The sequence below is a fragment of the Streptomyces rishiriensis genome, assembly GCF_030815485.1.
GTDB lineage: Bacteria > Actinomycetota > Actinomycetes > Streptomycetales > Streptomycetaceae > Streptomyces > Streptomyces rishiriensis_A.
Genome location: NZ_JAUSWV010000002.1, coordinates 867,994 through 892,862, shown reverse-complemented (window position 1 = coordinate 892,862; position 24,869 = coordinate 867,994). Strand labels below are relative to the sequence as shown.

Below are 24,869 nucleotides of genomic sequence, written 5' to 3'. Positions count from 1 at the left end.
CTCAGCGGGTGCCGACCGCCGCACGTACGGCCCGACGGGCCAGCTGGCAGTCGTCGTGCAGCCGTCGCAGCAGCAGGCGCTGTTCCTCGCCGGACGGCGCGCCGCCCGGTTGGGCCCCCGGGGCCGTCGGGCCGCCGTCGTGCATCGAACGCTGCACGGCCGTCTCGTAGGTACGGATCTCGCGGGTCAGGACCAGCATCAGGTTCACCAGGAAGGCGTCACGTGAGGCCGGGCCCGCCGACTGGGCGATCTGACTGATCTGACGGCGCGCCACCGGCGCGTCGCCCAGCGCCGACCACAGCGTCGCCAGGTCGTAGCCCGGCAGATACCAACCCGCGTGCTCCCAGTCCACCAGCACTGGACCGGCCGGTGAGAGAAGGATGTTCGACAGGAGGGCGTCGCCGTGGCAGAACTGGCCCATGCCCTGCCGGCCCGCGGTGGCCGCGATGCCGTGCAGCAGCTTCTGGAGGTCGCCCATGTCCCGGTCGGTGAGCAGACCCAGCTCGTGATAGCGGGCGATACGTGCGGCGTAGTCGAGGGGGGCGTCGAACGTCCCCGCCGGAGGCCGCCAGGCGTTGAGCCGGCAGATCGCGCCGAGTGCCGCCCGGACGTCAGCCCGCGGAGGGGCCTCGGTGGGGTGCCGCTGGAGTGCGGCCGCCCGGCCCGGCATCCGCTCGATCACCAGTGTGCAGTTGTCCGGGTCCGCCGCGATCAGTCTCGGCGCCCGCACCGGAGGGCGGTGCCGGACGAACGTGCGGTACGCGGCTATTTCGTGCCGGATCTGCTCGGCCCATACGGGGGAGTGGTCGAGTAAACACTTGGCGACCGCCGTGCTGCGGCCCGTCGTACCCACCAGCAGCACCGAGCGTCCGCTGCGGCGCAGGACCTGCACCGGGGCGAACTCCGGGCAGATCCGGTGCACGGACGCGATCGCGGTGCGCAGCTGGGCGCCCTGGGGGCCGGACAGGTCGAGTCTCCCGCTGAGCGGTTGCGTGCCGAGCCCCGCGGGACGCCGGGCCGTCCCGGCGCCGAGCGCGGGAGCCGCCGACCGCGCGGCGGGGTCGAGGTAGGGGCCGCCGCCGCCCGGGCGGGTGTGCAGCGACCGGGGCGGGGCGGACACGGAGGACGATGCTGCGTACATGGGAGAAACAGATCCCTTCGTGTGCCGGACGTCAGAGCGCTGCCCCGACCGGTCCTTTCGGGTGCACCCTGGGGAATGTCCCTCGGCGACCGGGTCGGGGTGGCGCTTTCCTACCTGACACCCATTGCCCAGTGGCACACCATCTGGCGAACCCTGGCGAACCCTGGCGAATAGTCGCCCGGCAACTTTCACCGGGCTACTGTCAACTCAGCCGAGAACCTGGGGGCTTGACGTGAGCGGACAACCCAACACCCGCCTCTCGGACCTGTTCGGCCTGGCCGGCTGGTCCAAGGGCGAACTCGCGAGGCTGGTCAACCGGCAGGCGGCGGCCATGGGCCACCCCCAGCTGTCGACCGACACCTCGCGGGTGCGGCGGTGGATCGACATGGGAGAGATCCCGCGCGATCCGGTGCCGCGGGTGCTGGCGGCCCTGTTCACCGAGCGTCTCGGCCGTGTCGTGACCATGGAGGACCTCGGTCTGGTCCGGCACGGGCGTACAGGGAAACGGCCCGGCGGCGGGAGTGTGGAACATCCCGACGATGTGCCGTGGGCGCCCGAACGGACTGCTGCGGTCCTCACCGAATTCACGGGAATGGACCTCATGCTCAACCGACGCGGCTTGGTGGGCGCGGGTGCCGCGCTCGCCGCGGGATCAGCTCTCAGCAGTGCCATGTACGAGTGGCTGCACACCGACCCCACCCTCTCCTCCGACGCTCCTGTCCTCGACCATCCCCTCCTGCACCATGCCGACCCCGCCGGGTCCGACCGCTACGAGGCCGCCCCCATCGGAACGGAGGAGGTGGACGAACTCGAGTGCTCGGTCGAGGTGTTCCGGGCCTGGGACGCGGCCCGCGGAGGCGGTCTGCAGCGCAAGGCCGTCGTGGGACAGCTCAACGAAGTGGGCGGCATCCTCGCCTACCGCCATCCCGCCCATCTCCAGCGACGCCTCTGGGGTGTCGCGGCAAACCTCGCCGTTCTCGCGGGCTGGATGTCGCACGACGTCGGTCTGGAGCCCACGGCCCAGAAGTACTTCGTCATCGCCGCCCATGCCGCACGAGAGGGCGGTGACCGGCCGCGGGCCGGTGAGGCGCTCTCCCGGGCGGCCCGTCAGATGGTCCATCTCGGGCGGCCCGACGAGGCCCTCGACCTGATGAACCTCGCCCAGTCCGGTTCCGGCGACAACGTACTGCCGCGCACCCGGGCGATGTTCCACACCATCGAGGCCTGGGCGCAGGCGTCGATGGGCAAGGGCCAGGCCATGCGCCGCACCCTCGGCCGGGCGGAGGACCTCTTCGTCTCCGACAAGGGCGATGTCACCCCGCCGTCCTGGATGCAGACCTTCAAGGACGAGGATCTGTACGGCATGCAGGCGCTGGCCTACCGCACGCTGGCCGAGTTCGAGCCGCAGGCGGCCACGCACGCCCAGTACTACGCGGAGAAGGCGCTGGCGCTGCGCGTCGACGGGCGGGAACGGTCGAAGATCTTCGACCATCTGTCCATGGCGTCCGCCTGCTTCATCGCCGACGACCCCGAGCAGGCGGACCGGTTCGCCCGGCTGGCCCTGATGGCGATGGGGTCGAACTCCTCCAGGCGTACCTGGGACCGGCTGAGCCAGATGTACCGGCTCACCGCGCAGTACGCCAACTACCCGAGGATCAGCGAACTGCGTGAGGAGATCGTGCTGGCGCTGCCGAAGCAGAAGGGCAGCAGGGCAAGCAAGGGGGGCAACGGCGCTCAGGTGTGAGCGGGCCCCGTCGGTCGGGTCCGCTCACCGGGTGACCCGGGCGACGAGCACGCAGGCGTCATCGGCGCGTTCGCTCTCGCCGCACTCCTCCACGACCATCCGCACACACTCCTGTGCGGTGCGCGCCCCGCCCAGACGAGGGGCCAGGCCGAGGAGGCGGTCGGCGGGCGCCAGTCCGTCGGTGTGCAGCAGGAGCAGGTCGCCCTTTTCGAGGGTCTCCTCGGCCTGCCCGTAGACGGCGCGCGCGGTGGCTCCGAGGAGCACACCCTGCGGTGCGTCCAGCCGGCGTCCCGTCCCGTCGCGGAACAGCAACGGGGCGGGGTGTCCTGCCTGCGCCCACATCAGGGTGCGGGTGTCCGGCCGGTAGCGGCAGCAGACCGCGCTGCCCAGGGCCGGTTGGACCGTGGTGTCCAGCAACTGGTCGAGCCAGGACATCAGTTGGGCCGGCCGGGTGCCCGCCATGGCCATCCCGCGCAGGGCGCCCAGCAGCATCGCCGTGGTCGACGTGACGGTGGGACCGTGGCCGGTGAGGTCGCCGACGCTGAGCAGCGTGTGCCCGTCGGAGAGTTCGAGCGCGTCGTACCAGTCGCCGCCGATCTGTGAGGTCGTCGCGGCGGGCAGGTAGTGGGCGGCGAGGTCGAGGGAGCGGGGGCCCTGGTGCGGCAGGCGCGGTGAGCCGCGCCACGGAGGGAGCACGGCCTCCTGGAGCTCCACCGCCAGCCGGTGTTCGGTCTGGGCGCGGTACCGCTGCCGCTGGAGCGAGTCACGGCTCTCGCGCACCGCCCGCTGGCTGCGGCGCAGTTCGCTGACGTCCCGCAGGACGGCCCACATCGAGGTGGTGCCGCCCTCGGCGTCGAGCACGGGCTCGCCCATCATGTGCACGGTGCGGTGTTCGCCGTCCGGGCGTACGACGCGGAACTCGCCGTCGATGGGCCGGGCGTCGACGAGACAGTCGGTGACCATCGCCGTCAGCTGCGCCCGGTCCTCGTCGTGGACGAGCGCGGGCAGTTCGTCGAGGGTGAGCGCGGGAGCGGCGGGGTCGCGGCCGAGGATCCCGTAGAGCTCCTCGGACCAGACCGCCTCGTCCGTCAGCAGATTCCACTCCGCGCTGCCGACCCGGCTGAGCAGCGACTCGCGCCGGGGCGCGGCCGGTGCGGGCTCGGCGGGCGGCACGGGCGGCGGGCCGTCCCGCAGCTGGGCCAGATGCGTGTCGAGGTCGTCGAGTTGATGCAGCGCCAGGTCGTAGAGCGCGCGCTGCCAGCGGCCCTGCGGGTCCGCCGCGTCGCCGCGGGCGTCCTGCCGTACGGCGTCCATGTCGCCCTTGAGCCGCCGTGTCTGCGTGATCAGCGCGTCGACCGGGCCGCGCCCCGGCGGCTGGGCGGCTGAGCGGTCCGCAGAGACGTGGGGGGGCATGACGCACTCCGATGCGGGACGGTACGGCGAAGGCTGGCCCAAGGGCCGTTACGACTGTTGCACAGCCCGCGACGGCGTGTAAGGGATTTGGCAACACACGATTCGGTGGTGCTTCTGGCATATGCCACTGTCTTCGGGGCGGGGTGGCGGGAGATGCTCGGAGAGGGTCGGATGGAGGTCAAGTCGTAGGTGGCGTACGTGACTTGAGGGACTCCTGAGGGGGCCGAGGGGACCATCGGTCACCTGTTCGGCAGCCTGATGTTCCAGGCAGTGGTCGATGTGACGCAGGTCACATGAATTGGACAGCGTTTTCGCGTAATGCAAAAGGCCCTCGCGAGGTCGTACATGCATGGACATCACTCTGGAACAACCCGTCCGCGCCCGCTTGATCACCGCGGAGGACCAGGAGCTGCCCGTGCCCGCCACGCTCCGCTACGACTCCCTGGACCCCTTCGCCGTGCACGTCGACTTCCCGAGGGAGGTCTCCCTCGCTGGTGAGGCCGTCACCTGGACCTTCGGCAGGACTCTGCTGGAGGAAGGCGTGAACGGTCCGGCCGGCAGCGGGGACGTGCACATCTGGCCCTGCGGACCGGTCCGTACGGTGGTGGAGTTCCACTCGCCGCTCGGCCTGGCCCTGCTCCAGTTCGACACGGCCGCCCTGCGCCGGTTCCTGCTGCGCAGCTACGCCGTGGTCGCGGCGGGCCGGGAGGATGTCGGCGCCGCCGTCGACCAGGGCCTGGAGGCACTGCTCGGCAATGTCTGAGACCCGCCGGGCGTCAGGGTCCGGCCGGACTGTACAGACCGGGGCGCGGGGCGAGTTCGACCGGGACGCACGTGTCGCTCTCCAGGGCCCGGATCCCGGCCTCGGCGACGGCGGAGGCCGCGTAGCCGTCCCAGACGGTGGGGCCGGTCACCAGCCCGCGCCGGGTGGCGTCGACCCAGCTCTGGATCTCGCGGTCGTAGGCGTCCGCGAACCGCACGAGGTAGTCCTGGGGCACGTCCGCACCGGCGGCGCCGCCTGTGGTGACGAGCACCCCCTGGTCGTCGCCGATGCGTGCGCTGCCCGCCTTGCACACGGCCTCGCAGCGCACCTGGTACCCGAAGCCGCAGTTGACGAAGATCTCCACGTCCACCAGGGCGCCCCCGTCGGTCTCGAAGAGCACGAACTGCGGGTCGAGCAGACCCTGCGGGGCGCCGGAGGAGGGGCGCGGGCGCCGCACGGTGACCGCGGTCAGCTCCTGGCCGAGCAGCCAGCGGGCCGCGTCGATCTCGTGCGAGACGGAGCTGTCGATCAGCATCGCGCTGGTGAAGCCCGGCGGCGAGGAGACGTTGCGGTGCACGCAGTGCAGCATCAACGGCCGCCCGAGCCGCCCGTCGTCCAGCAGCGCCTTGAGCCTGCGGTACCCGGCGTCGTAGCGCCGCATGAACCCGATCTGCGTCAGCCGTCGCCCCAGCCGGGCCTCCGCCTCGAGTATGCGCAGCGCCCCGGCCGAGTCCGGCACCATGGGCTTCTCGCACAGCACCGGGAGCCCGCGGGCGAAGGCCGCCAGAAGCGCCTCCTGGTGCGCGGGGCCGGGGGAGGCGATCAGCACGGCCTCGACGCCGGGCGCGTCCAGCGCGGCTTCGGCCTCCGTGTGGACCGTCACCCCCTCGATCCCGGTCGCGGCCTCCTTGGCGCGCGCGGCGTCGGGATCGGCCACAGCGGCGACCCTGGCTCCGCTCACCACGCGGTCGAGACGGCGTATGTGGTCGGCTCCCATGTGTCCGGCACCCAGTACGGCCACGCCCAGCAGGTCACCCACGCGTACTCACCCTCCCGGTCGACGATCACGCCGTAGCGTACGCCGCCGGTGGGAGCCCCCGACCGGGCCCCATACCGGGCCCCATAACGGGCCCCATACCGGGCCCCATACCGGGCCCCATAACGGGCCCCATACCGGGACCGGCGGCCGAGCCGCCGCCGGGCGGGCGGGGATCGGTCAGTAGCGCAGCACGCCTGCCATCCCGTCGACGTCGCCCAGCGTGCCGTCGGGTACGAAACGCACCTCGGCGCCCGTCTCCAGGCACTGTTCGACGATCTCGTCCACGATGTCGTCGCGGGCGTCGAGATCACCGCTCACCGCGGGGACGAGGTGGTCGCCGCCGTCGCGGACCGTGACGCGGTAGTTCTCCTCGACCGCCAGCAGCCGGATCCGGCCCTCCCGGGCGTTCCGCCAGAGCTCGTCGACGCCGGCCGCGAACGTCTTGTGACCGCGGGCCGAGTCGAGTTCCCGGGCGACGGCCGCGGTGTCACGGCGGGCCTCCGCGTCGTGCAGCGGGCGCACCGCCTGCCACACGGCGTCGGGCGTGCCGTGGGCGAGCCCGCCGTGTGCGACGTGCACCGCGTCCCGGGTGACTCCGCCCAGCTCGTCGAGGAGCGACAGCGCCGCCTGCTCGCCGGTGACGTACAGCGGTCGGGGGTGCTCCCGCAGCAGCCTGCCCAGGGCGGTGTCGGCCTCGCGCAGAAACTGGCGGGCGCCTTCGTCGCGGAAGGTGCTGGGGAGGTCGCCGGTCCGCTCCATGCGCTCGGCGTCGAAGTTCGGCTGACTCCTGACCAGCGGGAATCCGCCTGCGTGCTCCTCGGTGACGCGGTCGGCGCCGCCGTTCCACAGCGTGACGCGGTCGGCGGAGACCGACAGGACCCAGAACGGTCGGTCGGCGGCCTGGGCCGAGACGAGGTTGCGGGTCAGAAAGGTGTCGGAGAACACGACGCGTTCGGGGACGGCGCGTGCCAGGGACCACACCTGGTGCTCACCCGGGGCGGCGTAGATGACCAGGCCGTCCTCGGTGTGCGCCAGATCGATCTCGGCGAGGGCCCGGTCGAGCTGGTGCGCGACGTCGGCGCGCCGCTCGCGGCTGACCGCCGGGTCGCTCTCCAGCTGTTTCTTCGCCTCGGCCACGACATTGCGCAGCCGGACCCGGTCCTGGGCGCTCTCGGGTTCCCGCCGGTGCGTCGGCGTCAGCACGGACACCGCGGGATAGGGGCGCGGGCGGCGCAGTTCGGAGAGAGTCGCTGGGCTGAGTGCGTGCTCCATACGAGCACGATAGGTCCCCATCGCCTTTCAGGCATTCGGGGCAATCGCCCCGCACCTTCCGTCCCGACTGCGCGGGCTGCACCGCGTGCGGGGGCGACCCCGAACTCGGCCGGAGTCGGGGGACGTTCGAGAGCGGGGACGTCCTGCGCGTCGCCCGGGGCGTGGTGCCGGCGGAGGTCGTGAGCGAACGGACGTCCCGGCGGGCGCGAGCCCGCGGGCGCCCGACGGTGACGGCGACCCCCTCGCCCGGTTACCGTACGCGTCAGTAACCGGGACCGCACCGCAGGAGGCACCCATGCCGCAGCTCGAAGTCGACGGCGCAGCACTGAGGTACGACGACGAGGGCCCGCGCGACGGCGACGGGGTACCCCTGGTGTTCGTGCACGGCTGGACGGCGAACCGGCACCGCTGGGACCACCAGATGGCGCACTTCGCCGAGCGGCGCCGGGTGATCCGGTTCGATCTGCGCGGCCACGGCGAGAGCAGCGGCGCGGGCGTCAAGACGGTCGCCGAGCTGGCCGCGGACCTCCTGGCCCTGCTCGACCACCTGGAGATCGATCGGTTCGTGCCGGTCGGCCACTCGATGGGCGGGATGATCTCGCAGACCGTGGCGCTCTCGCATCCCGAACGGGTGGAGCGCATGGTGCTGGTGAACTCCATCGGCCGGATGACCTACAGCCGGGGCAGGGGCCTGCTGATGGGCGTCTCCACCCTCGTCCCCTTCAAGCTGTTCGTCGCCGCCAACATCCAGCGGGCCTTCGCCCCCGGCTATCCCCGCGACGAGATCCGCGCGTACATCAAGTCCTCGGCGGACACCCCGCGCGAGGTGGTCATGACGCTGTACGGCGCCATGCGCGCCTTCGACGTGCTGGACCGGGCGGGAGAGATCCAGGCGCCGACCCTGATGATCCACGGCTACCACGACGTCCAGCTTCCGGTGCGGCAGATGCTGCGCATGGCCAAGGCCTGTCCGGACGCCACCGTCCGCATCCTCGACGCGGGCCATGAACTCCCCGTCGAGAAGCCGGCCGAACTGACGGCGGCGATCGACGCCTTCGTCAGCGTCGGGCCGGCGTCGCCCGCCCGGCCGTCGCCGCGCGCGCGGCTGTCGTAGCCGTATAGCGGTGTGGCCGTCTGCCGCGGGGCCCTCGCTATCCGAAGCCGTCCGGGTCCGCGGCCTTCCAGTCCGCCTCCCAGGTCTGCGGTGGTCCGGCGAGCAGTTCTCCCGGCGCCAGCCACTCGTACAGCTCCGCGTACGAGCGGCAGGCGCCGGGCCGGGTCCGCCGGACCAGATGGCCGGGGGTGAGCTCGGCAGGCTCGCGGACGCCCATCGCCGCCATGATCCGGACGGCGTCGCGGACCGTCTCCCACTGGTAGCGCCGGACCCGCCGGGCCTGGTCGGCCACGTTCAGGGCACGGACCCGCAGCGGATCCTGGGTCGCGACGCCGGACGGGCAGGTTCCGGTGTGACACCGCAGCGCGCCGACACAGCCGACGGCGCGCATCATCGCCCGGGCCGCGTTGGTGTAGTCGGCGCCCTGCGCGAGACGGGTGACGATGTCCGAGCCGGTGGCGATCCGCCCGCTCGCCCCGATCCGCACCCGGTCCCGGAGCCCGACGCCGAGCAGGGCGTTGTGCACGGTGATCAAACCCTCGGTGAGGGGCATGCCGAGATGCCCGGCGAACCCCGCGGGCCCGGCGCCCGTCCCGCCCTCCGATCCGTCCACCACCACGAAGTCGGGCGTCAGGCCCTCCGCCACCATCGCCGCGCACACCGCGAGGAACTCACGCCGCGAGCCCACGCACAGCTTGAACCCGGTCGGTTTGCCGCCCGCCAGCTCACGCAGCCGGGCCAGGAACAGCACCAGTTCACGTGCCGTCGAGAACACCCGGTGGCAGGGCGGCGACATCACCGTCTCGCCCACCGGGACCTTCCGTTCCCGCGCGATCTCGGCGCTCACCTTCACCCCGGGCAGCGTCCCGCCGCTGCCCGGCGCGGCCCCCTGGGACAACTTCAGCGACACGCACCTCACCTCGGGCAGCGCCGCCTTGTCCGCGAACTCCCGCGCGTCGAAACCGCCGTCGGCGTCGCGGCAGCCGAAGTACCCCGTCCCGATCTCCCAGACCAGGTCGCCGCCGCCGCGCAGATGGTGCTCCGACAGCCCGCCCTCCCCGGTGTCCTGCGCGAAACGACCCAGCGCCGCACCTCTGTTGAGGGCGAGGACCGCGCGTGACGACAACGCGCCGAAGCTCATCGCGGACACGTTCAGCAGCGCCATGTCGTAGGGCTGGGAGCAGTCCGGCCCGCCCACCCGCACCCTCGGAGGTTCCTCGGCCGGCTCGACCGGACGCAGCGAGGGCACCAGATACTCGTCCACGTCCCGGTCGCCGCCGAACGGCTCCCGCGCGCCGCCGCTCGCCGGACGCACGCGTACCGGCTCCGACGGATACCGCAGCCGTCCGACCAGCGGGTGGTTGCGCAGTACGGAGCGGCGGCGCTGGAGCAGGTCCCAGCCGCCCAGACAGGCCGACGCCAGCAGCGGACCGGCCGCGATCCACCACCAGGGGGACCGGGCGGACGAGGCTGCCGTCGCCGCGGCCGCGAGGAGACAGACGAGCAGCAGCGGCAGGTACCGGCGCACTCAGCCGTCGTCCTCGTCGGGCCCGCAGGAACTGCCGCTGGGCGGGAGGGAGCCGTACAGCAGGAAGTCGTCGACCTTGCGGTGCACGCACTTGGACGACCCGTATCCGGTGTGCCCGTCGCCCTTGTTGTCGAGCACCACGGCGGGGGAGCCGAGACGCTTCGCCGTCTCGACGGTCCAGCGGTACGGCGTCGCCGGGTCGCCACGCGTGCCCACCAGCAGCATCTTCGGGGTGCTGAGGTCCTTCACCTCGTCGCGGATGAAGTCGGTGCCCTTGGGACGGCCGTAGCACATCAGGACCTCGTTGAGGCGGTACTGGCCGAAGACCGGTGAGGCCTTGTCGTACGCCGCACGCAGCCGCTCGAGGTCCGCGGTGATCTGCGCGGCCGTCGGCCGGTCGGGGTCGTCGGCGCAGTTGATGGCCATCAGCGCCGCGGGCAGGTTGTCGAGGGGGATGTCCTCCTCGTCGACGAGGGCCCCGGGGGAGGGCTCGCCGCGGGCCGGGTCCCGCAGCGTGAACGGCAGCGGGAGGGCGAAGCCGCCGGTCGCGAAGCTCAGTACGCCGCTGGCGTCGCCGTTCTCGATGAGCTGCGCCAGTGCCCGTTCCAGCAGCGGCCACAGCTCCTTGCTGTACAGCCCCTGCCCGAGCGCGCCGACGAGGTCCTGGCCGGAGAAGTCCTCGCCGAAGTCGGTCGGCACCGGGTCCTCGTCCAGCGAGCGCACGAGCCGGACGACCTCCTCGCGGGCCACCCGCGGATCCTGACCGAACGGGCAGGCGATGTCCTTGGTGCACCAGCCGACGAAGTCGTCCAGCGCCACCTGCTGCCCCCGGGCGCCCGCGACGCCCTGCTCGGTGAGCGGCTCGGTCAGGGTGTCGACGCCGTCGAGGACGAGCCGGCCCACCTTGCCGGGGAACCGGGCGGCGTAGACCGCGCCGAGCCGGGTGCCGTACGAGAAGCCCAGGTAGTTGAGCTTGCGGTCACCGAGCGCCGCGCGCAGCACGTCCAGGTCCTGTGCCGCGTCGACGGTGCCTATGTGCGGCAGCACCGGTCCGGAGTGCTCGGCGCAGTCGGCGGCGACCCGCTTCAGCCGGGTGAGGAACGCCTGGGGATCGGTGAGAGCCGACTCGTCGTCCAGGGAGGCCAGCCCGCTCTCGGCGCCGTCCCCGCAGCTGACGGGGGAGGAGCGGCCGACACCCCGGGGATCGAGGCCGACCACGTCGTAGGCGTCGGTGAGATCCATGAACCCCTTGCCTGCGTAGGCGAGTTCGGGGACGCCTGGGCCGCCGGGGCCACCGAAGTTGAGCACCACCGAGCCGCGCTTGTCGCCGGTGGCCCGGTAGCGGGCGAGCGCGAGGTCGAGCGTGCCGGATGTGGGGCGGCCGTAGTCGAGGGGGACGGTCAGGTCGGCGCACTGCAGGTCTTCCGGCATGCCGTCGCCCTCGCACGCCGCCCACACGATCTTCTGGCCGTAGAACCGGGAGAGATCGGGACGGTCGTCCCCTTCGGTGTCGCGGTGCGCGGTCGCCGTCGGCAGGCCCGCGCCCATCAGGGTCAGTGCGGCGGTCGCGGCGAGCGCGCAGCGCCGCAGCCCGGGCCGCGTCGGCAGCTTGACCAGCATCAGTGCCTCCAGAGACGCCCGCAGCGGTCCGGGAACGGCGCCCTCGCTCACGATAAGCGGCCCGCCGGCGACCCGCCTCCGGGCGGGCGGGGGCGGCCCCGGGCCCCCTTGGGCGCCGCGCCGGGCGCGGCCCGCGAGGCCCGTGCGGGGCGGCTGACACCAGTTCGAGGACGGGACCGGAGGGGGATCAGAAAAGGGAGCCAAAGGGGTGAAAAAGCGTTCAGGCATAACTCGGGCGGCGCGCCGACGTTCTACCGGTGCGGGCGAGTGCCCGCGATTGATGTCTGGAAGGCAGGGACCCATGAGACGGGTTACCCGAACCGGTGTGATGGCCGTCGCCGCGGTTTCCGGTGCGATGGCTGTGACACTGCCCGCACACGCCGACTCCGCGGCGGACGGCTCCGCGGCCGACTCGCCCGGGCTGATCTCCGGCAACGGTCTCCAGCTGCCGGTGAACCTCCCCGTGAACCTGTGCGGGAACACGGTGAACGTGGTGGGGGTGCTGAACCCCGCGGCGGGCAACACCTGCGTCAACGAGGGTGCGGCGGCCGCTGCCGGGCCGCGCGGCGCGTCGTCCGACGGAGGCGCAGCCGCGCACGGCGTCACGCAGGACTCCCCGGGTGTCGTCTCCGGCAACGGCGTCCAGTTGCCGGTCCACCTCCCGGTGAACGTCAGCGGCAACAGCGTGAACGCCGTCGGCATCGCGAACCCGGCATTCGGCAACGAGTCCGTCAACGTTTCCGATGCGGAGCCCGCGCCGCCCGGCGAGCCCGCTCCGCAGCCGCCGGCCCGGCACAACCCGCCCTCGCAGCCCCAGCATCCGGGCCCGCGGGCCGTTCCGCAGACGCCGGCCCTCGCGTCGCACAGCGGGGTGCCCGAGGCCGTGTCCTCGCTCGCCCGCACGGGCGCCGACGCCACCCTGCCCGCCCTCGCCGGCAGCGCGGCCCTGCTGCTCGGCGGTGTGGCCCTCCAGCGGCGGTTCCGCCCGCACGCGGAGCGCTGAGCCGCCCCGCGGCGGACGGATGTGCAGGTCCCCTCGGTCGCACGCGGCGGAGCGAGGGGCCTGCGCCGCGCCGGCGCTCAGCTCGGACGAGGTCCGGCGAGGGAACTGCTCGGGCGGGGTCCGCACCGGACCCGGCGCCTCCAGTTCGAGCCGGCCCGCTGGTCGGCGGCCCGTCTGTCGCCCTCGGAGCGGACCGCGGCGACGGTCTGCACGTCCGGCGAACACTGTCCGCTGCGCGCGGCAGCCCGCGCCTGGGTGGGCCTGCGGTCGCCGGAAACCCACCCTGTTGTGGTCCTCGGCGAGTACCGTGCCGTCCGCGCCCACCAGCACCGAACCGCACGGCTCGTCCCCCGACCGCAGGGCCTCCGGCGGCGAGTTGCACACAGCGGCGCGGATACGGCGGTTCGGCGGCCTCGACCATGACGCACGGCGCTCCTCGCGGGGGACCCGGGCTTCGCAGGCCGGCCCGGCCTAGGCCCGGCTCCGCGTGACCGGAAAGGCGTGCCGGCGGCCCAGCGCGGCCGCGGCGAGGGCCAGTGCTACCAGGGGCAGCGCCGTCCAGGGCAGGGCCCCCGCGCCCAGCGTCTCCAGGACCACGCCTCCGGTCAGTGAGCCGCCCGCGATGCCCGCGTTGTACACCGTGGTCTGGAGCGAGGTCGCCACGTCCGAGGCGGCGGGCCCCGAAGCGTCCACCAGTGCCGTCTGGACGAGGGTCGGCGCCCCGCCGAAGGCCACTCCCCACAGGGCGACGGAGACCAGCAGCACGGCGGGCGCGTCGGCGTACCGGCCGAGGGCGAGCATGACCGCCGCGCAGACGGCGAGCGCGCCGAGCAGCGTGGCGCGCGGACGGCGGTCCACCAGCAGGCCCGTCCCCCAGATCCCGGCGACCGTGGCCGCCCCGAACACCAGCAGCACCACGTCCGTGCGTCCGAACCCCGCGTGCTCGGTGAACGGCGCGATGTACGTGTACAGCACCTGGTGGCCCAGCAGCAGGAACAAGGTGACGGAAAGGATCACCGGGAGTCCCGGCAGCAGGGCGACCCGGGCGAGCGGCACCCGCTCGCCCCGTGCCTCGCCCGGGAAGCGCGGGACCCGCCACCGCACCCAGCCCACGAGCAGCACCGCGAGCCCGGACAGCAGCCCGAACGTCACGCGCCAGCCGAGCATCTCGGCCAGCGCCGTTCCGGCGGGCACGCCCAGCGACAGCGCGAGCGTGATGCCGGCCAGCACGACCGCGATCGCCCGGCCGCGCCGCTCGGCCGGCACCATCCGGGCCGCGTACCCGGCGAGCATCGCCCACAGCGTGCCGCCCATGACGCCGGCGACCAGACGTGCGGCGAAGGTCAGGCCGTACGACGACGACAGGGCGACGACCGCGTTGCTCAGCGCGAAGCCCAGCAGGGTGCCGACGAGGACCGGCCGGCGCGGCAGGCCGCGCAGCAGCGCGGTCACCGGGATCGCCGCCGCGAACGACGCCACCGCGTACCCGGTGACCAGAAACCCGACCCGGGCCTCGGGGACGCCGAGCGCGAGCGCCATGCGCGGCAGCAACCCGGCGGGGAGCAACTCGGTCACCACGGCGGTGAAGGCGGCCGTGGACAGGGCGAGCAGCCCCGGCCAGGGCAGGGACGCGGGCACGGCGGTGCCCTTGACCATGGAGGTGGTGGACATGCGACCATGCTCGAACATTCACATCAGTGTGAAGGCAAGCGTGGCCCTGCTCGGAACCCGCGCCGGGCGACGAGGGCGCCGTGACGGGCACCTGCGACCGGAAGCGACGATCGGAGCGCGACATGAAGATCGGTGACCTCTCCGGCCGCACGGGCGTCCCCACCCGGCTGCTCCGCTACTACGAGGAGCAGGACCTGCTCCACCCCGACCGGGGCGAGAACGGCTATCGCTCGTACGGGGAGGCGGCCGTCCGGGACGTCCAGCAGATCCGCGGGCTGCTCGAATCCGGCCTCACCACCGAGATGATCCGCGCGATCCTGCCGTATCTGTCCGGTCCCGACGAGATCGTCCTGCCGGCCGAGCACCTCACCCCGGAGACCGCCGCGCTCCTCGAGGGTCACATCGACCGCATCCAGGCCCGGATCGACTGCCTGGCCCGCAACCGCGACCGGTTGAGCGCCTATTTCTCGGCGGTACGACCGGACGGTGTGGCAGCGCCCCACTCGTCCCCGCACGGGTAATTGCGTTGTCGAGGACGGGCGCGGGTGCTGGAGTGGGCGCATGGATCATGCCGCGGTACTCGCCCTGTACGACCGGGACATGCGCGAGGGCGCGCGCCCCGAGAGCTCCGACGCGCGCGTCGAACGGACCGGCGGCGTGGTCCGTCATGTCGGCGGGGAGGGCGGCTGGAGCGGGGTGCTCTGGTCGGACCTGGACTCGGGCGACGCCGACGCGGTGATCGCGGAACAGGTCGCCTACTTTACCGGGCTCGGCCACGAGTTCGAGTGGAAGCTGTACGGGCACGACCGTCCGGCCGACCTCGCGCAACGTCTCGCGGCGGCCGGTTTCACCGCCGATCCGGAGGAGACCTTGATGATCGGGGAGACCGTCGACCAGCTGATGGACGCCGAACCGCCCGTGGGCGTCCGCATCGTCCCCGTCACGGACCGGGCGGGCGTCGAGCTCATGGTCGAGGCGAACGAGAGGGCGTTCGGACACGACGGCTCCTGGCTGCGCGACCTCCTGCTCGCGCGGCTCACCGCCGAGCCGGACGCGATCGTGGCCCTGGTCGCGATGGCGGGGGACGTGCCGGTGAGCTCGGCGCGGATGGAACTCATCCCCGGGACGCGGTTCGCGGGCCTGTGGGGCGGCGGCACCGTCGAGGGCTGGCGCGGCCGGGGCGTCTACCGCGCGCTGATCGCCCATCGCGCCCGTATCGCCGCCGACCGCGGCTACCGCTATCTCCAGGTCGACGCCTCCGACCAGAGCCGCCCCATCCTCGAACGTCTGGGCTTCGCGCCCCTGAGCACCACGACGCCGTACGTGTACGCGCGCTGAGGGCGGCGACCGGTGTTCCGCCGTGCGAGGTGTCCCGGCCGCCATACGGTCCGCCGCGTCGCATGGCCGTCCGGAGCGGGACGGCCCGCGTTGCATCCCTGGGGCGGCTCGGGACCGGTTGGGCGCGGGACTCCTCGTGGCCGACGACGGGAAAGCCGACGCCCGGGCGGGTACGACGTTCCCGGCCGGGCGGCTGTCGTCAGCCCCGGTCGGCGTTCTCCGGGCGGAGGGACCAGGTGCGCAGCAGGACTTCGCGGCCCTTGGCCTGCCGGGTCACGGGCAGCTCGTCGGTGAGCGTGAACCCGCAGGCGTGGGCGACGGCCTCGCTCGCCGTGTTCCCGTGCTCGATGCACAACACCAGCCGCCGTGGCCTGAGTTCGCGCAGCGTGAGTTCCGTGACCAGGCGCACCGCCCGGGCGGCGAGCCCCTGCCCGCGGTGCTCGGCGCCGACACCGTAGGCGAGTTCGGCGTCCCGCTCGTCGGAACCGCTGCGGAACAGCAGCACCTCGCCCCTGGGGCGCCCGCCGTCCGTGGTGACCGCGAGCTGGGCGGTGCGGCCCTCGGCCCGGCTCGTGCGCGCCTTGTCGAGGTAGGCGCGGGCCGCGCCGGAGTCGAAGGGCGAGACGACCGGGGTCCACCGGGCGATCTCGGGGTCGTCGTACATCTCCACCAGCGCGTCGACGTCGTCCTCGGTCCATTCGCGCAGCACGATCCCCGCCCCTTCGAGCCGCAGCGGTGCGGTCGGTACGACGAAACTTCCCTTGGTCTCCATGCGCCGATCCTGTCCAGCGGCGCCCCGATCGACAAGTGCCCCGCCCGCAGCGGGGGTTGTCCTCCGGCGGCAGGCGACGAACCGACGAAGCGAGGCTCCGCGCCAGGTCGCCGGGCGACGCACGCGCCGCGGCCGGGCCGGTCCACGCGTGGGGACCGGCCCGGCCGTCGTCCGGGGCGGGAGGGGCTCTCTACGACTGCGGGGTACTCCGCGCCGCCGTGGCGGTGCACATCAGTCCCAGGATCAGGGCCAGCGCACCGATGATGATGTTGTTGACCGCGACACCGGCGTCCGGGCTGTCGCCGACGACCCACGGTGCGATGATCATCCAGATGCCCAGCGCGCACATGGCCCAGCTCAGGCCGTACATCCGCGCGGGAGCCGCGGTGAATCCGAGGGCCAGCAGGCCGATCGCGATCCCGACGATCAGGTTGTGGGTCATGAGCGCGGGCTGGCTGGCGGTGTAGTGAAGGATCCACGGGGACACGGCGCAGTACAGACCGAGCAGGAACACCGGTCCGTCCACGAGCGCCACATCACGACCGCCGAGCATGCGGGCGTACCTCGCCTGCATCTCGGGGACATCGGGGTGCGTCGACATGTCACCTCTGGTGGGCGAGACGTTGGCCATGACGCGTCTCCTTCGACTTCCGGGCCCGACCGCTTCGGAGCGGTGTGCGGTGAGTGCCGCGCCTCTCCATTCTGCTCTTATTTATCCTTTATGTGCAGAGCTAGAAGGTGTTGTTCGGGTATCTGCTTGTTCATCCCTGACGGCAGGGATGCCCGTCCCCGAGCCGGACCGCCGGATCGCTCTCTCCGGGCCGACGACCGGCTCCGCGCCCGGCGCCCGGCGTACCGGTAGCCGTGCGCCACGCCTGCACCGGCGCCTCCCGGGCCACGACGGGTGGGATCCGTCCGCCGCCCGACGGGCGGGGGATCCGTCCGCGTCCATTTTCCCGGAGAGGTCGAACGCAGCGTTTGTGCATCGAAAAGCAGGGTTCGTTCGGGGACGCGCGCGTCGGCCGGGGTCTCAGTCCTGCGGTCCGGACCCCAGGCGGCCGCGCAGCCGCAGCATGCCGCGCCGGGCGTGGCTCTTGACCGTGCCCAGGGGCCAGCCCGTCCGCTCGGCGATCTGCGTCTGCGTCAGGTCCTCGTAGAAGGTCAGCCGCAGGACCTGCCGCTGCGGTGCCGGAAGCCTGGCGAGTTCACCGCGCACCAGCACGTGGTCGAGGGACCCCTCGGGACCGCCGAGGCCGGGGTCGCGCAGGGTCAGCCAGGAGCCGGCCGAGGCGACGAGTTCCTGGCGGCGGGTCCGGGCGGCCAGCGCGTCGGCGATCTTGCGCCGGGTGATGCCGACGATCCAGCCGCCGAGGGCGCCGCGCTCGGGCCGGTAGCCCGCACGACCGCTCCACACCCCGAGGAACACCTGCTGGGTGACGTCCTCGGCCTCCCTCGCGTCGCCCAGGGAACGCCAGGCGAGTGAGTGCACCAGGGCGCGCCAGCGGTGGTACACGGCGGCCAGGGACGCCTCGTCCCCCGCCGCCAGTCCCCGGGCGAGTTCCGCGTCGGCGAGCGACTCCTGGATCGGGGCGGGACAGGGCACGGCGGTCTGCTGCGTGCTCATGGCGGCGGCTCCTCGCGTCGGGCGGCCTGCGCTCAGGCCGTTCCGGGACGTTTTCTGGGGGGTGCCCCGAGGAGGTCATCCTGCGAGTGGGACACCACGCGCCTCAACATGCGTCGTTTCTGCGTCGTATTGTCGTTCCATGAGCACGATTCCGACCACGGGCCCGAGCGCCGACGACGCGGGACTGACGACCGGAGCGCTGGCCCGCCGACTGGGTGTCGCGCCCACCACCCTGCGTTCCTGGGACCGCCGGTACGGCATCGGGCCGGCCGTCCGTGCCGACGGGCGGCACCGGCGCTGGCGCCCGGGCGACGTGGCCGTACTGGAGACGATGTGCCGGCTCACCTCGTCCGGAGTGCCGCCCGCGGACGCGGCCCGGGCGGCGAAGGAGACAGCGCCGCCGCCTTCCGCCGAGCCGGAGGACGGGGACGCCGTACGGCCGGCCACGGCAGGTGTGCCGCCGTTCGGCGGCGACGTCCGCCAGGAGTGCCGGGGGCTCGCCCGCGCCGCCGTACGGCTCGACGCGTCGGCCGTCGCGGAGCGACTGGCCACGGCCGTCGAACGGCACGGACTCGTCGTCGCCTGGCAGGAGGTGATGGTTCCGACGCTGCATGCCGTGGGACGCAAGTGGGCCTCGTCCGGCGACCGGTACGTCGAGGTCGAGCACCTGCTGTCCTGGCACGTCTCCACCGCCCTGCGCCGCGCCACCCGCGCTGTCGTGTCCCAGGACGCGGCGAGCGGCCCGGGGCCGGTGGTCCTGGCCTGCGTGCCGGGCGAGCAGCACAGCCTGCCGCTGGAGGCGCTCAACGCGGGGCTCGGCCAACTCGGCGTTCCCACCCGCATGTTCGGAGCGGCGGTGCCCGTCGAGGCGCTGACCTCGGCCGTGCACCGGCTGGGGCCGGTCGCCGTGGTCCTGTGGGCCCAGGCCCGCTCCACCGCCAGCCTGCCCCTCGCCCGGCACATCGCCGAGACCCGCTGGGGCGTCACCGGAGCCCGTCGCGCCCCGGTCGTGGTGCTCGCCGGCCCCGGCTGGGCCGGCCGCCCCGTGCCGGGCCTGCCCCGCCCGACCGGCCTGAGCGACGCCCTGACGGTGCTGGCCACGACCTACGCCCCCTGACGGTGCCGGACACCGGCTACGCCCCCTGACCGAGCCGGCCACGACCTACGCCCCTGACGGGCCGTGCCCGCTCGCGCTCCACATCGGACGGGAGCGGGTGCCCGCACCAGCGGGCCGGGCGGATGCGCGGGCCCGGTCGCATCCGCCACGGGCCGGTGGCGGCCGCACCGCGCTCGCCGGACTGCTCAGGGCCCGGCGGGGCGGTCGAGGGAGTCAGCCCAACTGCTTGAGCAGCTCCGTGGCGAGGGGGGCGGAGGAAGCGGGGTTCTGGCCGGTGACCAGGTTGCGGTCGACCACCACGTGCGGCGCCCACGGCTCGCCGACCCGGACCTCGACGCCCGCCTCGGTGAGCCGGTCCTGGAGCAGCCACTTGGCCTTGTCGCCCAGACCGGCCTGAAGCTCCTCCGCGTTGGTGAACGCCGCGACCCGGTAGCCCGCGAAGGCGTTGGAGCCGTCCTCGGCCACCGCGGCGAGCAGCGCGGCAGGGCCGTGGCAGACGACACCCAGGGGCTTGCCCGAGCGAAGGGCGTCGACCAGGAGCCGGCCCGAGACGGCGTCGACCGCCAGGTCTTCCATGGGGCCGTGTCCGCCCGGGTAGAAGACCGTGGCGTAGTCGTCGAGGTCGACGTCCTCCAGCCGCACCGGCCGTCGCAGCTCCCGCATGGCGTCGAGCGCGGCGGCGATCCGGTCGGCGGCCTGCTGACCGCCGTTGGCCTCCGCGGCCAGGCTGCCCTGGTCCACGGTGGGGACGACACCGCCCGGTGTCGCGACGACGACCTCGTGGCCGGCCGCCCGGAACGCCTCGTACGGGGCGACGGCCTCCTCCGCCCAGAAGCCGGTGGGGTGAAGCGTGCCGTCGGCGAGCGTCCAGTGGTCGGCGCCGGTCAGCACGAAGAGGATCTTGGCCATGGGTGAACTCCGGGGGTGTCGGTGCCGGCGTTCGCGAGGGCGAACCGCCGACGGGTTGGATGCCTCGAACCTAGGCGGTCGAGGCATAGGGAGCCAATGACGATTCCGATGCCCGGCATAGGGCTTCCTATGGGAGGTGGGGAGATACTGGGGCCTGTGGAACACACCGACGGCCGCCCCGCCGAGCACCTGGACCTGAACCTCCTGCGCACCTTCCTCGCCGTGTACCGCTCGGGCTCGTTCACCGGAGCCGCACAGTCGCTGGGGCTGTCCCAGCCGACCGTGACGACGCAGATGCGCGCGCTGGAGCGGCAGGCCGGGCGCGAACTCTTCGAGCGGCTCCCGCGGGGCGTCTCGCCGACCGCCGTCGCCGACGAGCTCGCCGCCCGCGTCTCCGCGCCGCTCGACGAACTGGCCACCGTGGCCGGTCCTGACCCGGCGGCCGGACGGGCCGACCCGGTGCATCTCGCCGGGCCCGCCGAGCTCCTGTGCACCCGGGCCCTCCCGGCGCTGGCGCCGCTGGTGGCCGGGGGCGTCCGGCTGCGCGTCGCCACCGGTCTGACCGACCGGCTGCTCGAGGAACTGCGGACGGGACGGCACGACCTGGTCATCGCCACGACCCGGCCGCGCGGCCGCACCCTGACCGCCGTCCCGCTGACGGACGAGGAGTTCGTACTGGTCGCCGCACCGGAGTGGGCCGGCCGGCTGCGGGCACCGCTGGCCACCGACGGGCCGGCGGCACTGCACGCCGTCCCGCTGGTCACCTACGCCGAGGACCTGCCCATCGCGCGCCGCTACTGGCGGCACGTCTTCGGCCGCCGCCTGTCGGACTCCGCCGCGGTGACCGTGCCCGACCTGCGCGGGGTGCTGGCCGCGGTCGTCGCGGGGGCGGGGATCACCGTGCTGCCCCGTTACCTCTGCCTCGGCGAGCTGGCCTCCGGCGCCCTCGTCCCGCTCCACGAGCCGGCGGACCCGCCGATCAACACGACGTTCCTCGTCCAGCGCCCCGGCGCGGTGGAGAGCCCGGACGTGACCCGGGTCCGCGACCTCCTGCTGGGCGTGGCACCCTCCTGGTGACGCGCGCTCAGAAGCGCTCCCGGGCCCGCCTGAAGCGGGCGAGTCCGTCGGAGAGCCCGACGATCGGATCGGGGTAGCCGAGCGCCGCCCGGTCCCCGCCCGGCAGCTTCCAGGGCTCGTGCACCGCGGGCGCCGCCACCCCCTCGAGCTCCGGCAGCCAGCGACGTACGTACGCCCCGTCGGGGTCGTGGCGCTTCGCCTGGGTGACGGGGTTGAGAACCCGGTTGGGCCGCGAGTCGGTGCCGGTTCCCGCCATCCACTGCCAGTTGAGCTGGTTGTTGGCCACGTCCCCGTCGACCAGCAGGTCCAGGAAGTGCCGGGCGCCGACGCGCCAGTCGACGTACAGCGTCTTGGCGAGGAAACTCGCGGTGAGCAGCCTGCCCCGGTTGTGCATCCACCCCTCGTGGCGCAGCTGCCGCATCGCCGCGTCGACCACCGGGTAGCCGGTACGGCCCGCCCGCCAGGCCTCGATGTCCGCGCCCGCCGTCCGCTCCGAACGCCAGCGGTCGTGTCGGGTGCGGTAGTCGGCGCTCGCCGCGGCGGGCCGGGCCGCCAGCACCTGGCGGTGGAAGTCGCGCCAGGCCAGCTGCCGTACGAACGCCTCGGCTCCCGGCCCGCCGACGCGGCGCGCCCGGTGCACCAGCTCCACCGGGGACAGGGTGCCGAAGTGCAGATGGGGCGAGAGCCGGGAGGTGGCGTCACCGGCCAGGTCGTCCTGCCCGTCGCCGTAGGCGGCGATGTCCGACCGCAGCCAGCGGGCGACCCGCTCGCGGCCCCGCACCTCGCCTCCGCGGGCCAGCCCCGGCGACAGTCCCGACAGCCCGTTCCTGGTGGGGAGCGCCTCCGAGCCGACCACGTCGGGCACCCGCACGGTCCGGGGCGGGCCGAGCGGTTCGCGCTGCCGCCACTGCGACCAGTGCCGGAAGTACGGCGTGAAGACGGCGAAGTGGTCGGAGGAGCCCGGGGTCACCGCGCCCGGACCGACGGCGGTCGTCACCGCGTCGTGCACATGCAGTCGTACACCCTCCGACTCCAGGGCGCGCCGCAGCCGTTCCTCGCGGCGCCGCGCGTGCGCGCTGCCGTCGGCGGCCAGGTGGACCTCGTCCGCGTCCGCCTCGGCTGCCACCCGGCACACCTGCTCGACCAGGTCGCCCGAGCGCACGACGAGCCGGCCGCCCCGCGCGCGGAGCCCGGCGTCGAGATCGCGCAGACAGTCGGCGAGGAACGCCAGCCGGTTCGGCACGGCGAACCCGGCATCGTCCACGGCCCGGTCGCGCACGAACAACGGGACCACCTGCCGCGTCCCGTCGAGGGCCGCGCGCAGCGGCGGGTGGTCGTGCAGACGCAGGTCGGCGGTGAACAGGACGACCGAGACGTTCATGACAGGGCTCCGGGGCAGAGGTTCGGACGAGCGGCTGCTTCGCGGGCGGCGCCCGGCGGAGGCCGGGGAGAGCGGCGCGGGTCGCCTCGACGGCCGGTCAGCGGACCGGCTCCCGCGCCCGCGCCTTCGCGTCCGCCACCGCCGCCTGGGCGATGTTGCGGGCCATGCCACCGAACACGAGGGCGTGGAAGGGGGAGACGCCCCACCAGTAGGCGTGGCCGAGCAGCCCGTGCGGGTGGAACACGGCGCGCTGACGGAAACGGGTACGGCCGCCGGATTCCTCTTCGGCGCACATCTCCAGCCAGGCCAGGCCCGGCAGCCGCATCTCGGCCCGCAGCCGGAGCAGGCGCCCGCGTTCGATCTCCTCGACCCGCCAGAAGTCCAGCGAATCGCCCACCCGCAGCCGGGCGGCGTCCCGGCGGCCGCGGCGCAGCCCCACCCCGCCGACCAGCCGGTCGAGCCGGCCGCGGACGGCCCAGGCGAGGGGGAAGGAGTACCAGCCGTTGTCGCCGCCGATGCCCTCGATCACCCGCCACAGGGATTCCCGGGGAGCGTCGACGACCAGTTCGCGGACGTCGGTGTAGAGGCTGCCGCCGGCCCAGCCGGGGTCGGTGGGCAGCGGGTCGCTGGGGGCGCCCGGGACGGACGCGGAGGACCACCGGGTGGCGACCCGGGCGTCCCGTACCTTGCGCAGGGCGAGCCGGACCGCCTCGTCGAAACCGAGGGGATGGCCGGGCGGGTCCGGTACGTACCGGGCGATGTCGTGCTCGTGGCAGACCACCTCGTGCCGCAGCGACTCGGTGAGCGGCCGCGCGATCGAGGCCGGCACCGGGGTCACCAGACCGACCCAGTGACTGGACAGGCCGGGGGTGAGGACCGGCACGGACAGGATGATCCGGCGGGGCAGTTCGGCGACGGCCGCGTAGCGGAGCATCATCTCGCGGTACGTCAGGACGTCGGGCCCGCCGATGTCGAAGGCCCGGCTGACGTCGTCCGGCATCCCGGCGGAGCCGACGAGGGCGCGCAGCACGTCGCGGACGGCCACCGGCTGGATACGGGTGTGCACCCAGCTCGGAGTGACCATCACCGGCAGCCGCTCGGTCAGATAGCGCAGCATCTCGAAGGAGGCCGAGCCCGAGCCGATCACGACCGCGGCCCGCAGCACGGTGGTGGGCACGCCCGAGTCGAGCAGGATCCTCCCCACCTCGGCGCGTGAGCGCAGATGCGGTGAGAGCTCCCCCTCGGGCACCCCGGCGGGTGTGAGGCCGCCGAGGTAGACGACGCGGCGCACTCCCGCCGCGCGCGCCCCCTCCGCGAAGATCCGGGCCGCCCGCCGGTCGGTCTCCTCGAAGTCCTCACCGGTGCCGAGCGCGTGCACCAGGTAGTACGCGACGTCGACGTCGCGCAGCGCCGCCGCGACCGAGGCGGCGTCCGTGACGTCCCCGCGCACCTTGTCGACATCGCCGGCCCACGGGTGGTCGCGCAGCCGGTCGGGTGAGCGGGCCAGACAGCGCACCCGGTGTCCCGCCGCCAGCAGCTCCGGGACGAGCCGGCCGCCGATGTATCCCGTGGCGCCGGTCACCAGGCACAGGGTGCCGCGGCCGTCTGCGGTCATGAGTCCTCGCTCCTTCGCGTCGGTGGCCCTCTCGCAGATCGCTTCCACGCGCGGGACGGCCGCGGATGCGGCAGGGGCTTGTGCGCACGAACGAGTGACCGCGGACGGCGACTGCGCCGGCCCCCCGGCCACGGCGAACGACCGTGAGGGGCGGGTGCCGGGACAGCCGTCCGAGGCACCGGGGACGCCGACCGACCTGCACGTCTTCGCCGTCCGGTCGCGGCGGACGAACGGCGAGATCAACCGGCTGGTGCACGGGTTCGCGGGCGACCAGGGGCTCCCTCGCCCGGATCGCCTTCCTCGTCGCCTTCGGCGTGTTGCCCGACACGCTCGTCGTGCGCTCGCTGCCGGTGCCCGCGCCGGCGCGGGACATCGGCGCCCCGGCCTGGTGGCCGGGCGGCTCGGACACGGCCGCCGCAAGGCGGTGACGGGCCGTCGGCAGGCATCCGAACATGACCGCGCCGATCCCGGGCAACCGAACCCCGAAGAGGTTGTCCGTTTCGCACGGGAGGTGTCTGCCGCTATGGGCGCGAAGGTGTTGGAGCGTTTCCCCGCAGGATCCCCGCGAGGATCGTGGCCGGCGGAGGAGTACGCGGCACGGCGGCGGGCCGAGGGGGAGCCCGCGACCGTGGTGATGGATCTGAAGTCGGATGCCTTCCTCGTCGTGGTCCCGCTCGGCGACGAGGACTGATCGGCACCTGGGCCGGCGCCGCCCGGGCGCGGTCCGG

At 73.6% G+C, this 24,869-nt stretch carries 22 protein-coding genes and 2 pseudogenes; 10 read left to right on the top strand and 14 right to left on the bottom strand.

What is annotated here, in order from left to right; translation table 11 throughout:
* Position 1: 1 nt before the first annotated feature.
* Positions 2–1,141: an aminoglycoside phosphotransferase family protein gene (locus QF030_RS06370; RefSeq protein ID WP_307161660.1), complete on the bottom strand. Its 1,140-nt coding sequence runs from the start codon at positions 1,139–1,141 to the stop codon at positions 2–4.
* Between the two features lie 232 nt (positions 1,142–1,373).
* Here QF030_RS06370 and QF030_RS06365 point away from each other — a divergent pair, with 232 nt between their 5' ends.
* Complete coding sequence (locus QF030_RS06365; protein WP_307161659.1) at positions 1,374–2,885, top strand: DNA-binding protein NsdB; 1,512 nt, start codon at positions 1,374–1,376, stop codon at positions 2,883–2,885.
* 24 nt (positions 2,886–2,909) lie between these two features.
* Here QF030_RS06365 and QF030_RS06360 read toward each other — a convergent pair whose 3' ends face one another.
* Positions 2,910–4,298, bottom strand: a complete 1,389-nt coding sequence (locus tag QF030_RS06360; RefSeq protein ID WP_307161658.1) for a PP2C family protein-serine/threonine phosphatase — start codon at positions 4,296–4,298, stop codon at positions 2,910–2,912.
* Between the two features lie 349 nt (positions 4,299–4,647).
* On the opposite strand from QF030_RS06360, the gene QF030_RS06355 reads away from it, so the two are divergent.
* Positions 4,648–5,061, top strand: coding sequence for an SsgA family sporulation/cell division regulator (locus QF030_RS06355; protein ID WP_307161657.1), 414 nt, complete (start codon positions 4,648–4,650; stop codon positions 5,059–5,061).
* Positions 5,062–5,074: 13 nt separating this feature from the next.
* On the opposite strand, the gene QF030_RS06350 is transcribed toward QF030_RS06355, so the two are convergent.
* Together QF030_RS06350 and QF030_RS06345 are read right to left on the bottom strand one after the other, a co-directional pair.
* Positions 5,075–6,100 carry a Gfo/Idh/MocA family protein gene (locus tag QF030_RS06350; RefSeq protein ID WP_307161656.1) on the bottom strand — a complete coding sequence of 342 codons (1,026 nt, stop codon included), beginning with the start codon at positions 6,098–6,100 and terminating at the stop codon, positions 5,075–5,077.
* Positions 6,101–6,277: 177 nt separating this feature from the next.
* Positions 6,278–7,372 (bottom strand): baeRF3 domain-containing protein, encoded by a 1,095-nt coding sequence (locus QF030_RS06345; RefSeq protein ID WP_307161655.1) that lies wholly within the window; start codon positions 7,370–7,372, stop codon positions 6,278–6,280.
* Between the two features lie 295 nt (positions 7,373–7,667).
* Between QF030_RS06345 and QF030_RS06340 the strand changes: the two genes are divergently transcribed.
* The gene (locus QF030_RS06340) at positions 7,668–8,486 is read left to right on the top strand and encodes an alpha/beta fold hydrolase (RefSeq protein WP_307161654.1); all 819 of its coding nucleotides are present in this window, start codon (positions 7,668–7,670) and stop codon (positions 8,484–8,486) included.
* A gap of 37 nt (positions 8,487–8,523) precedes the next feature.
* Here the strand turns inward: QF030_RS06340 and QF030_RS06335 are convergent, their stop codons facing one another.
* Both QF030_RS06335 and QF030_RS06330 read right to left on the bottom strand, forming a co-directional pair.
* Positions 8,524–10,014, bottom strand: a complete 1,491-nt coding sequence (locus QF030_RS06335; RefSeq protein ID WP_307161653.1) for an FMN-binding glutamate synthase family protein — start codon at positions 10,012–10,014, stop codon at positions 8,524–8,526.
* Complete coding sequence (locus tag QF030_RS06330; protein WP_307161652.1) at positions 10,015–11,634, bottom strand: alpha/beta hydrolase; 1,620 nt, start codon at positions 11,632–11,634, stop codon at positions 10,015–10,017.
* Between the two features lie 328 nt (positions 11,635–11,962).
* Here QF030_RS06330 and QF030_RS06325 point away from each other — a divergent pair, with 328 nt between their 5' ends.
* Positions 11,963–12,637 carry a chaplin gene (locus tag QF030_RS06325; protein ID WP_307167488.1) on the top strand — a complete coding sequence of 225 codons (675 nt, stop codon included), beginning with the start codon at positions 11,963–11,965 and terminating at the stop codon, positions 12,635–12,637.
* A gap of 126 nt (positions 12,638–12,763) precedes the next feature.
* Positions 12,764–12,901 (top strand): annotated as a pseudogene (locus QF030_RS06320) (nucleoside deaminase); the annotation flags it as partial.
* Here the strand turns inward: QF030_RS06320 and QF030_RS06315 are convergent.
* A pseudogene (locus QF030_RS06315) lies at positions 12,900–13,058 on the bottom strand (nucleoside deaminase); the annotation flags it as partial. The pseudogenes QF030_RS06320 and QF030_RS06315 sit on opposite strands and share 2 nt — an antisense overlap.
* A 50-nt stretch (positions 13,059–13,108) precedes the next feature.
* Positions 13,109–14,308 (bottom strand): MFS transporter, encoded by a 1,200-nt coding sequence (locus QF030_RS06310; RefSeq protein ID WP_307161651.1) that lies wholly within the window; start codon positions 14,306–14,308, stop codon positions 13,109–13,111.
* A gap of 122 nt (positions 14,309–14,430) precedes the next feature.
* Between QF030_RS06310 and QF030_RS06305 the strand changes: the two genes are divergently transcribed.
* Complete coding sequence (locus QF030_RS06305) at positions 14,431–14,829, top strand: MerR family transcriptional regulator (protein ID WP_307161650.1); 399 nt, start codon at positions 14,431–14,433, stop codon at positions 14,827–14,829.
* Positions 14,830–14,869: 40 nt separating this feature from the next.
* Complete coding sequence (locus QF030_RS06300) at positions 14,870–15,646, top strand: GNAT family N-acetyltransferase (RefSeq protein WP_307161649.1); 777 nt, start codon at positions 14,870–14,872, stop codon at positions 15,644–15,646.
* Between the two features lie 199 nt (positions 15,647–15,845).
* Here QF030_RS06300 and QF030_RS06295 read toward each other — a convergent pair whose 3' ends face one another.
* The 3 genes from QF030_RS06295 to QF030_RS06285 form a co-directional block, all read right to left on the bottom strand.
* A complete protein-coding gene (locus tag QF030_RS06295; RefSeq protein ID WP_307161648.1) occupies positions 15,846–16,418 on the bottom strand; it encodes a GNAT family N-acetyltransferase in 573 nt (190 codons plus the stop codon).
* 190 nt (positions 16,419–16,608) lie between these two features.
* Entirely contained in the window at positions 16,609–17,049 is a 441-nt protein-coding gene (locus QF030_RS06290) for an SPW repeat protein (protein ID WP_307161647.1), read from the bottom strand.
* A gap of 399 nt (positions 17,050–17,448) precedes the next feature.
* Positions 17,449–18,042: a sigma-70 family RNA polymerase sigma factor gene (locus QF030_RS06285; RefSeq protein WP_307161646.1), complete on the bottom strand. Its 594-nt coding sequence runs from the start codon at positions 18,040–18,042 to the stop codon at positions 17,449–17,451.
* Positions 18,043–18,181: 139 nt separating this feature from the next.
* Between QF030_RS06285 and QF030_RS06280 the strand changes: the two genes are divergently transcribed.
* Positions 18,182–19,159, top strand: a complete 978-nt coding sequence (locus tag QF030_RS06280; RefSeq protein WP_307161645.1) for a MerR family transcriptional regulator — start codon at positions 18,182–18,184, stop codon at positions 19,157–19,159.
* Between the two features lie 213 nt (positions 19,160–19,372).
* On the opposite strand, the gene QF030_RS06275 is transcribed toward QF030_RS06280, so the two are convergent.
* Entirely contained in the window at positions 19,373–20,068 is a 696-nt protein-coding gene (locus QF030_RS06275) for a type 1 glutamine amidotransferase domain-containing protein (RefSeq protein ID WP_307161644.1), read from the bottom strand.
* Between the two features lie 129 nt (positions 20,069–20,197).
* On the opposite strand from QF030_RS06275, the gene QF030_RS06270 reads away from it, so the two are divergent.
* Positions 20,198–21,145 carry a LysR family transcriptional regulator gene (locus tag QF030_RS06270; RefSeq protein ID WP_373428741.1) on the top strand — a complete coding sequence of 316 codons (948 nt, stop codon included), beginning with the start codon at positions 20,198–20,200 and terminating at the stop codon, positions 21,143–21,145.
* A gap of 7 nt (positions 21,146–21,152) precedes the next feature.
* Here the strand turns inward: QF030_RS06270 and QF030_RS06265 are convergent, their stop codons facing one another.
* Positions 21,153–22,526 (bottom strand): cryptochrome/photolyase family protein, encoded by a 1,374-nt coding sequence (locus QF030_RS06265; RefSeq protein WP_307161642.1) that lies wholly within the window; start codon positions 22,524–22,526, stop codon positions 21,153–21,155.
* Between the two features lie 97 nt (positions 22,527–22,623).
* Positions 22,624–24,141, bottom strand: a complete 1,518-nt coding sequence (locus tag QF030_RS06260) for an SDR family oxidoreductase (RefSeq protein ID WP_307161641.1) — start codon at positions 24,139–24,141, stop codon at positions 22,624–22,626.
* A gap of 523 nt (positions 24,142–24,664) precedes the next feature.
* On the opposite strand from QF030_RS06260, the gene QF030_RS06255 reads away from it, so the two are divergent.
* Positions 24,665–24,832, top strand: coding sequence for a hypothetical protein (locus QF030_RS06255; RefSeq protein WP_199920247.1), 168 nt, complete (start codon positions 24,665–24,667; stop codon positions 24,830–24,832).
* The last annotated feature ends 37 nt before the right edge of the window (positions 24,833–24,869 follow it).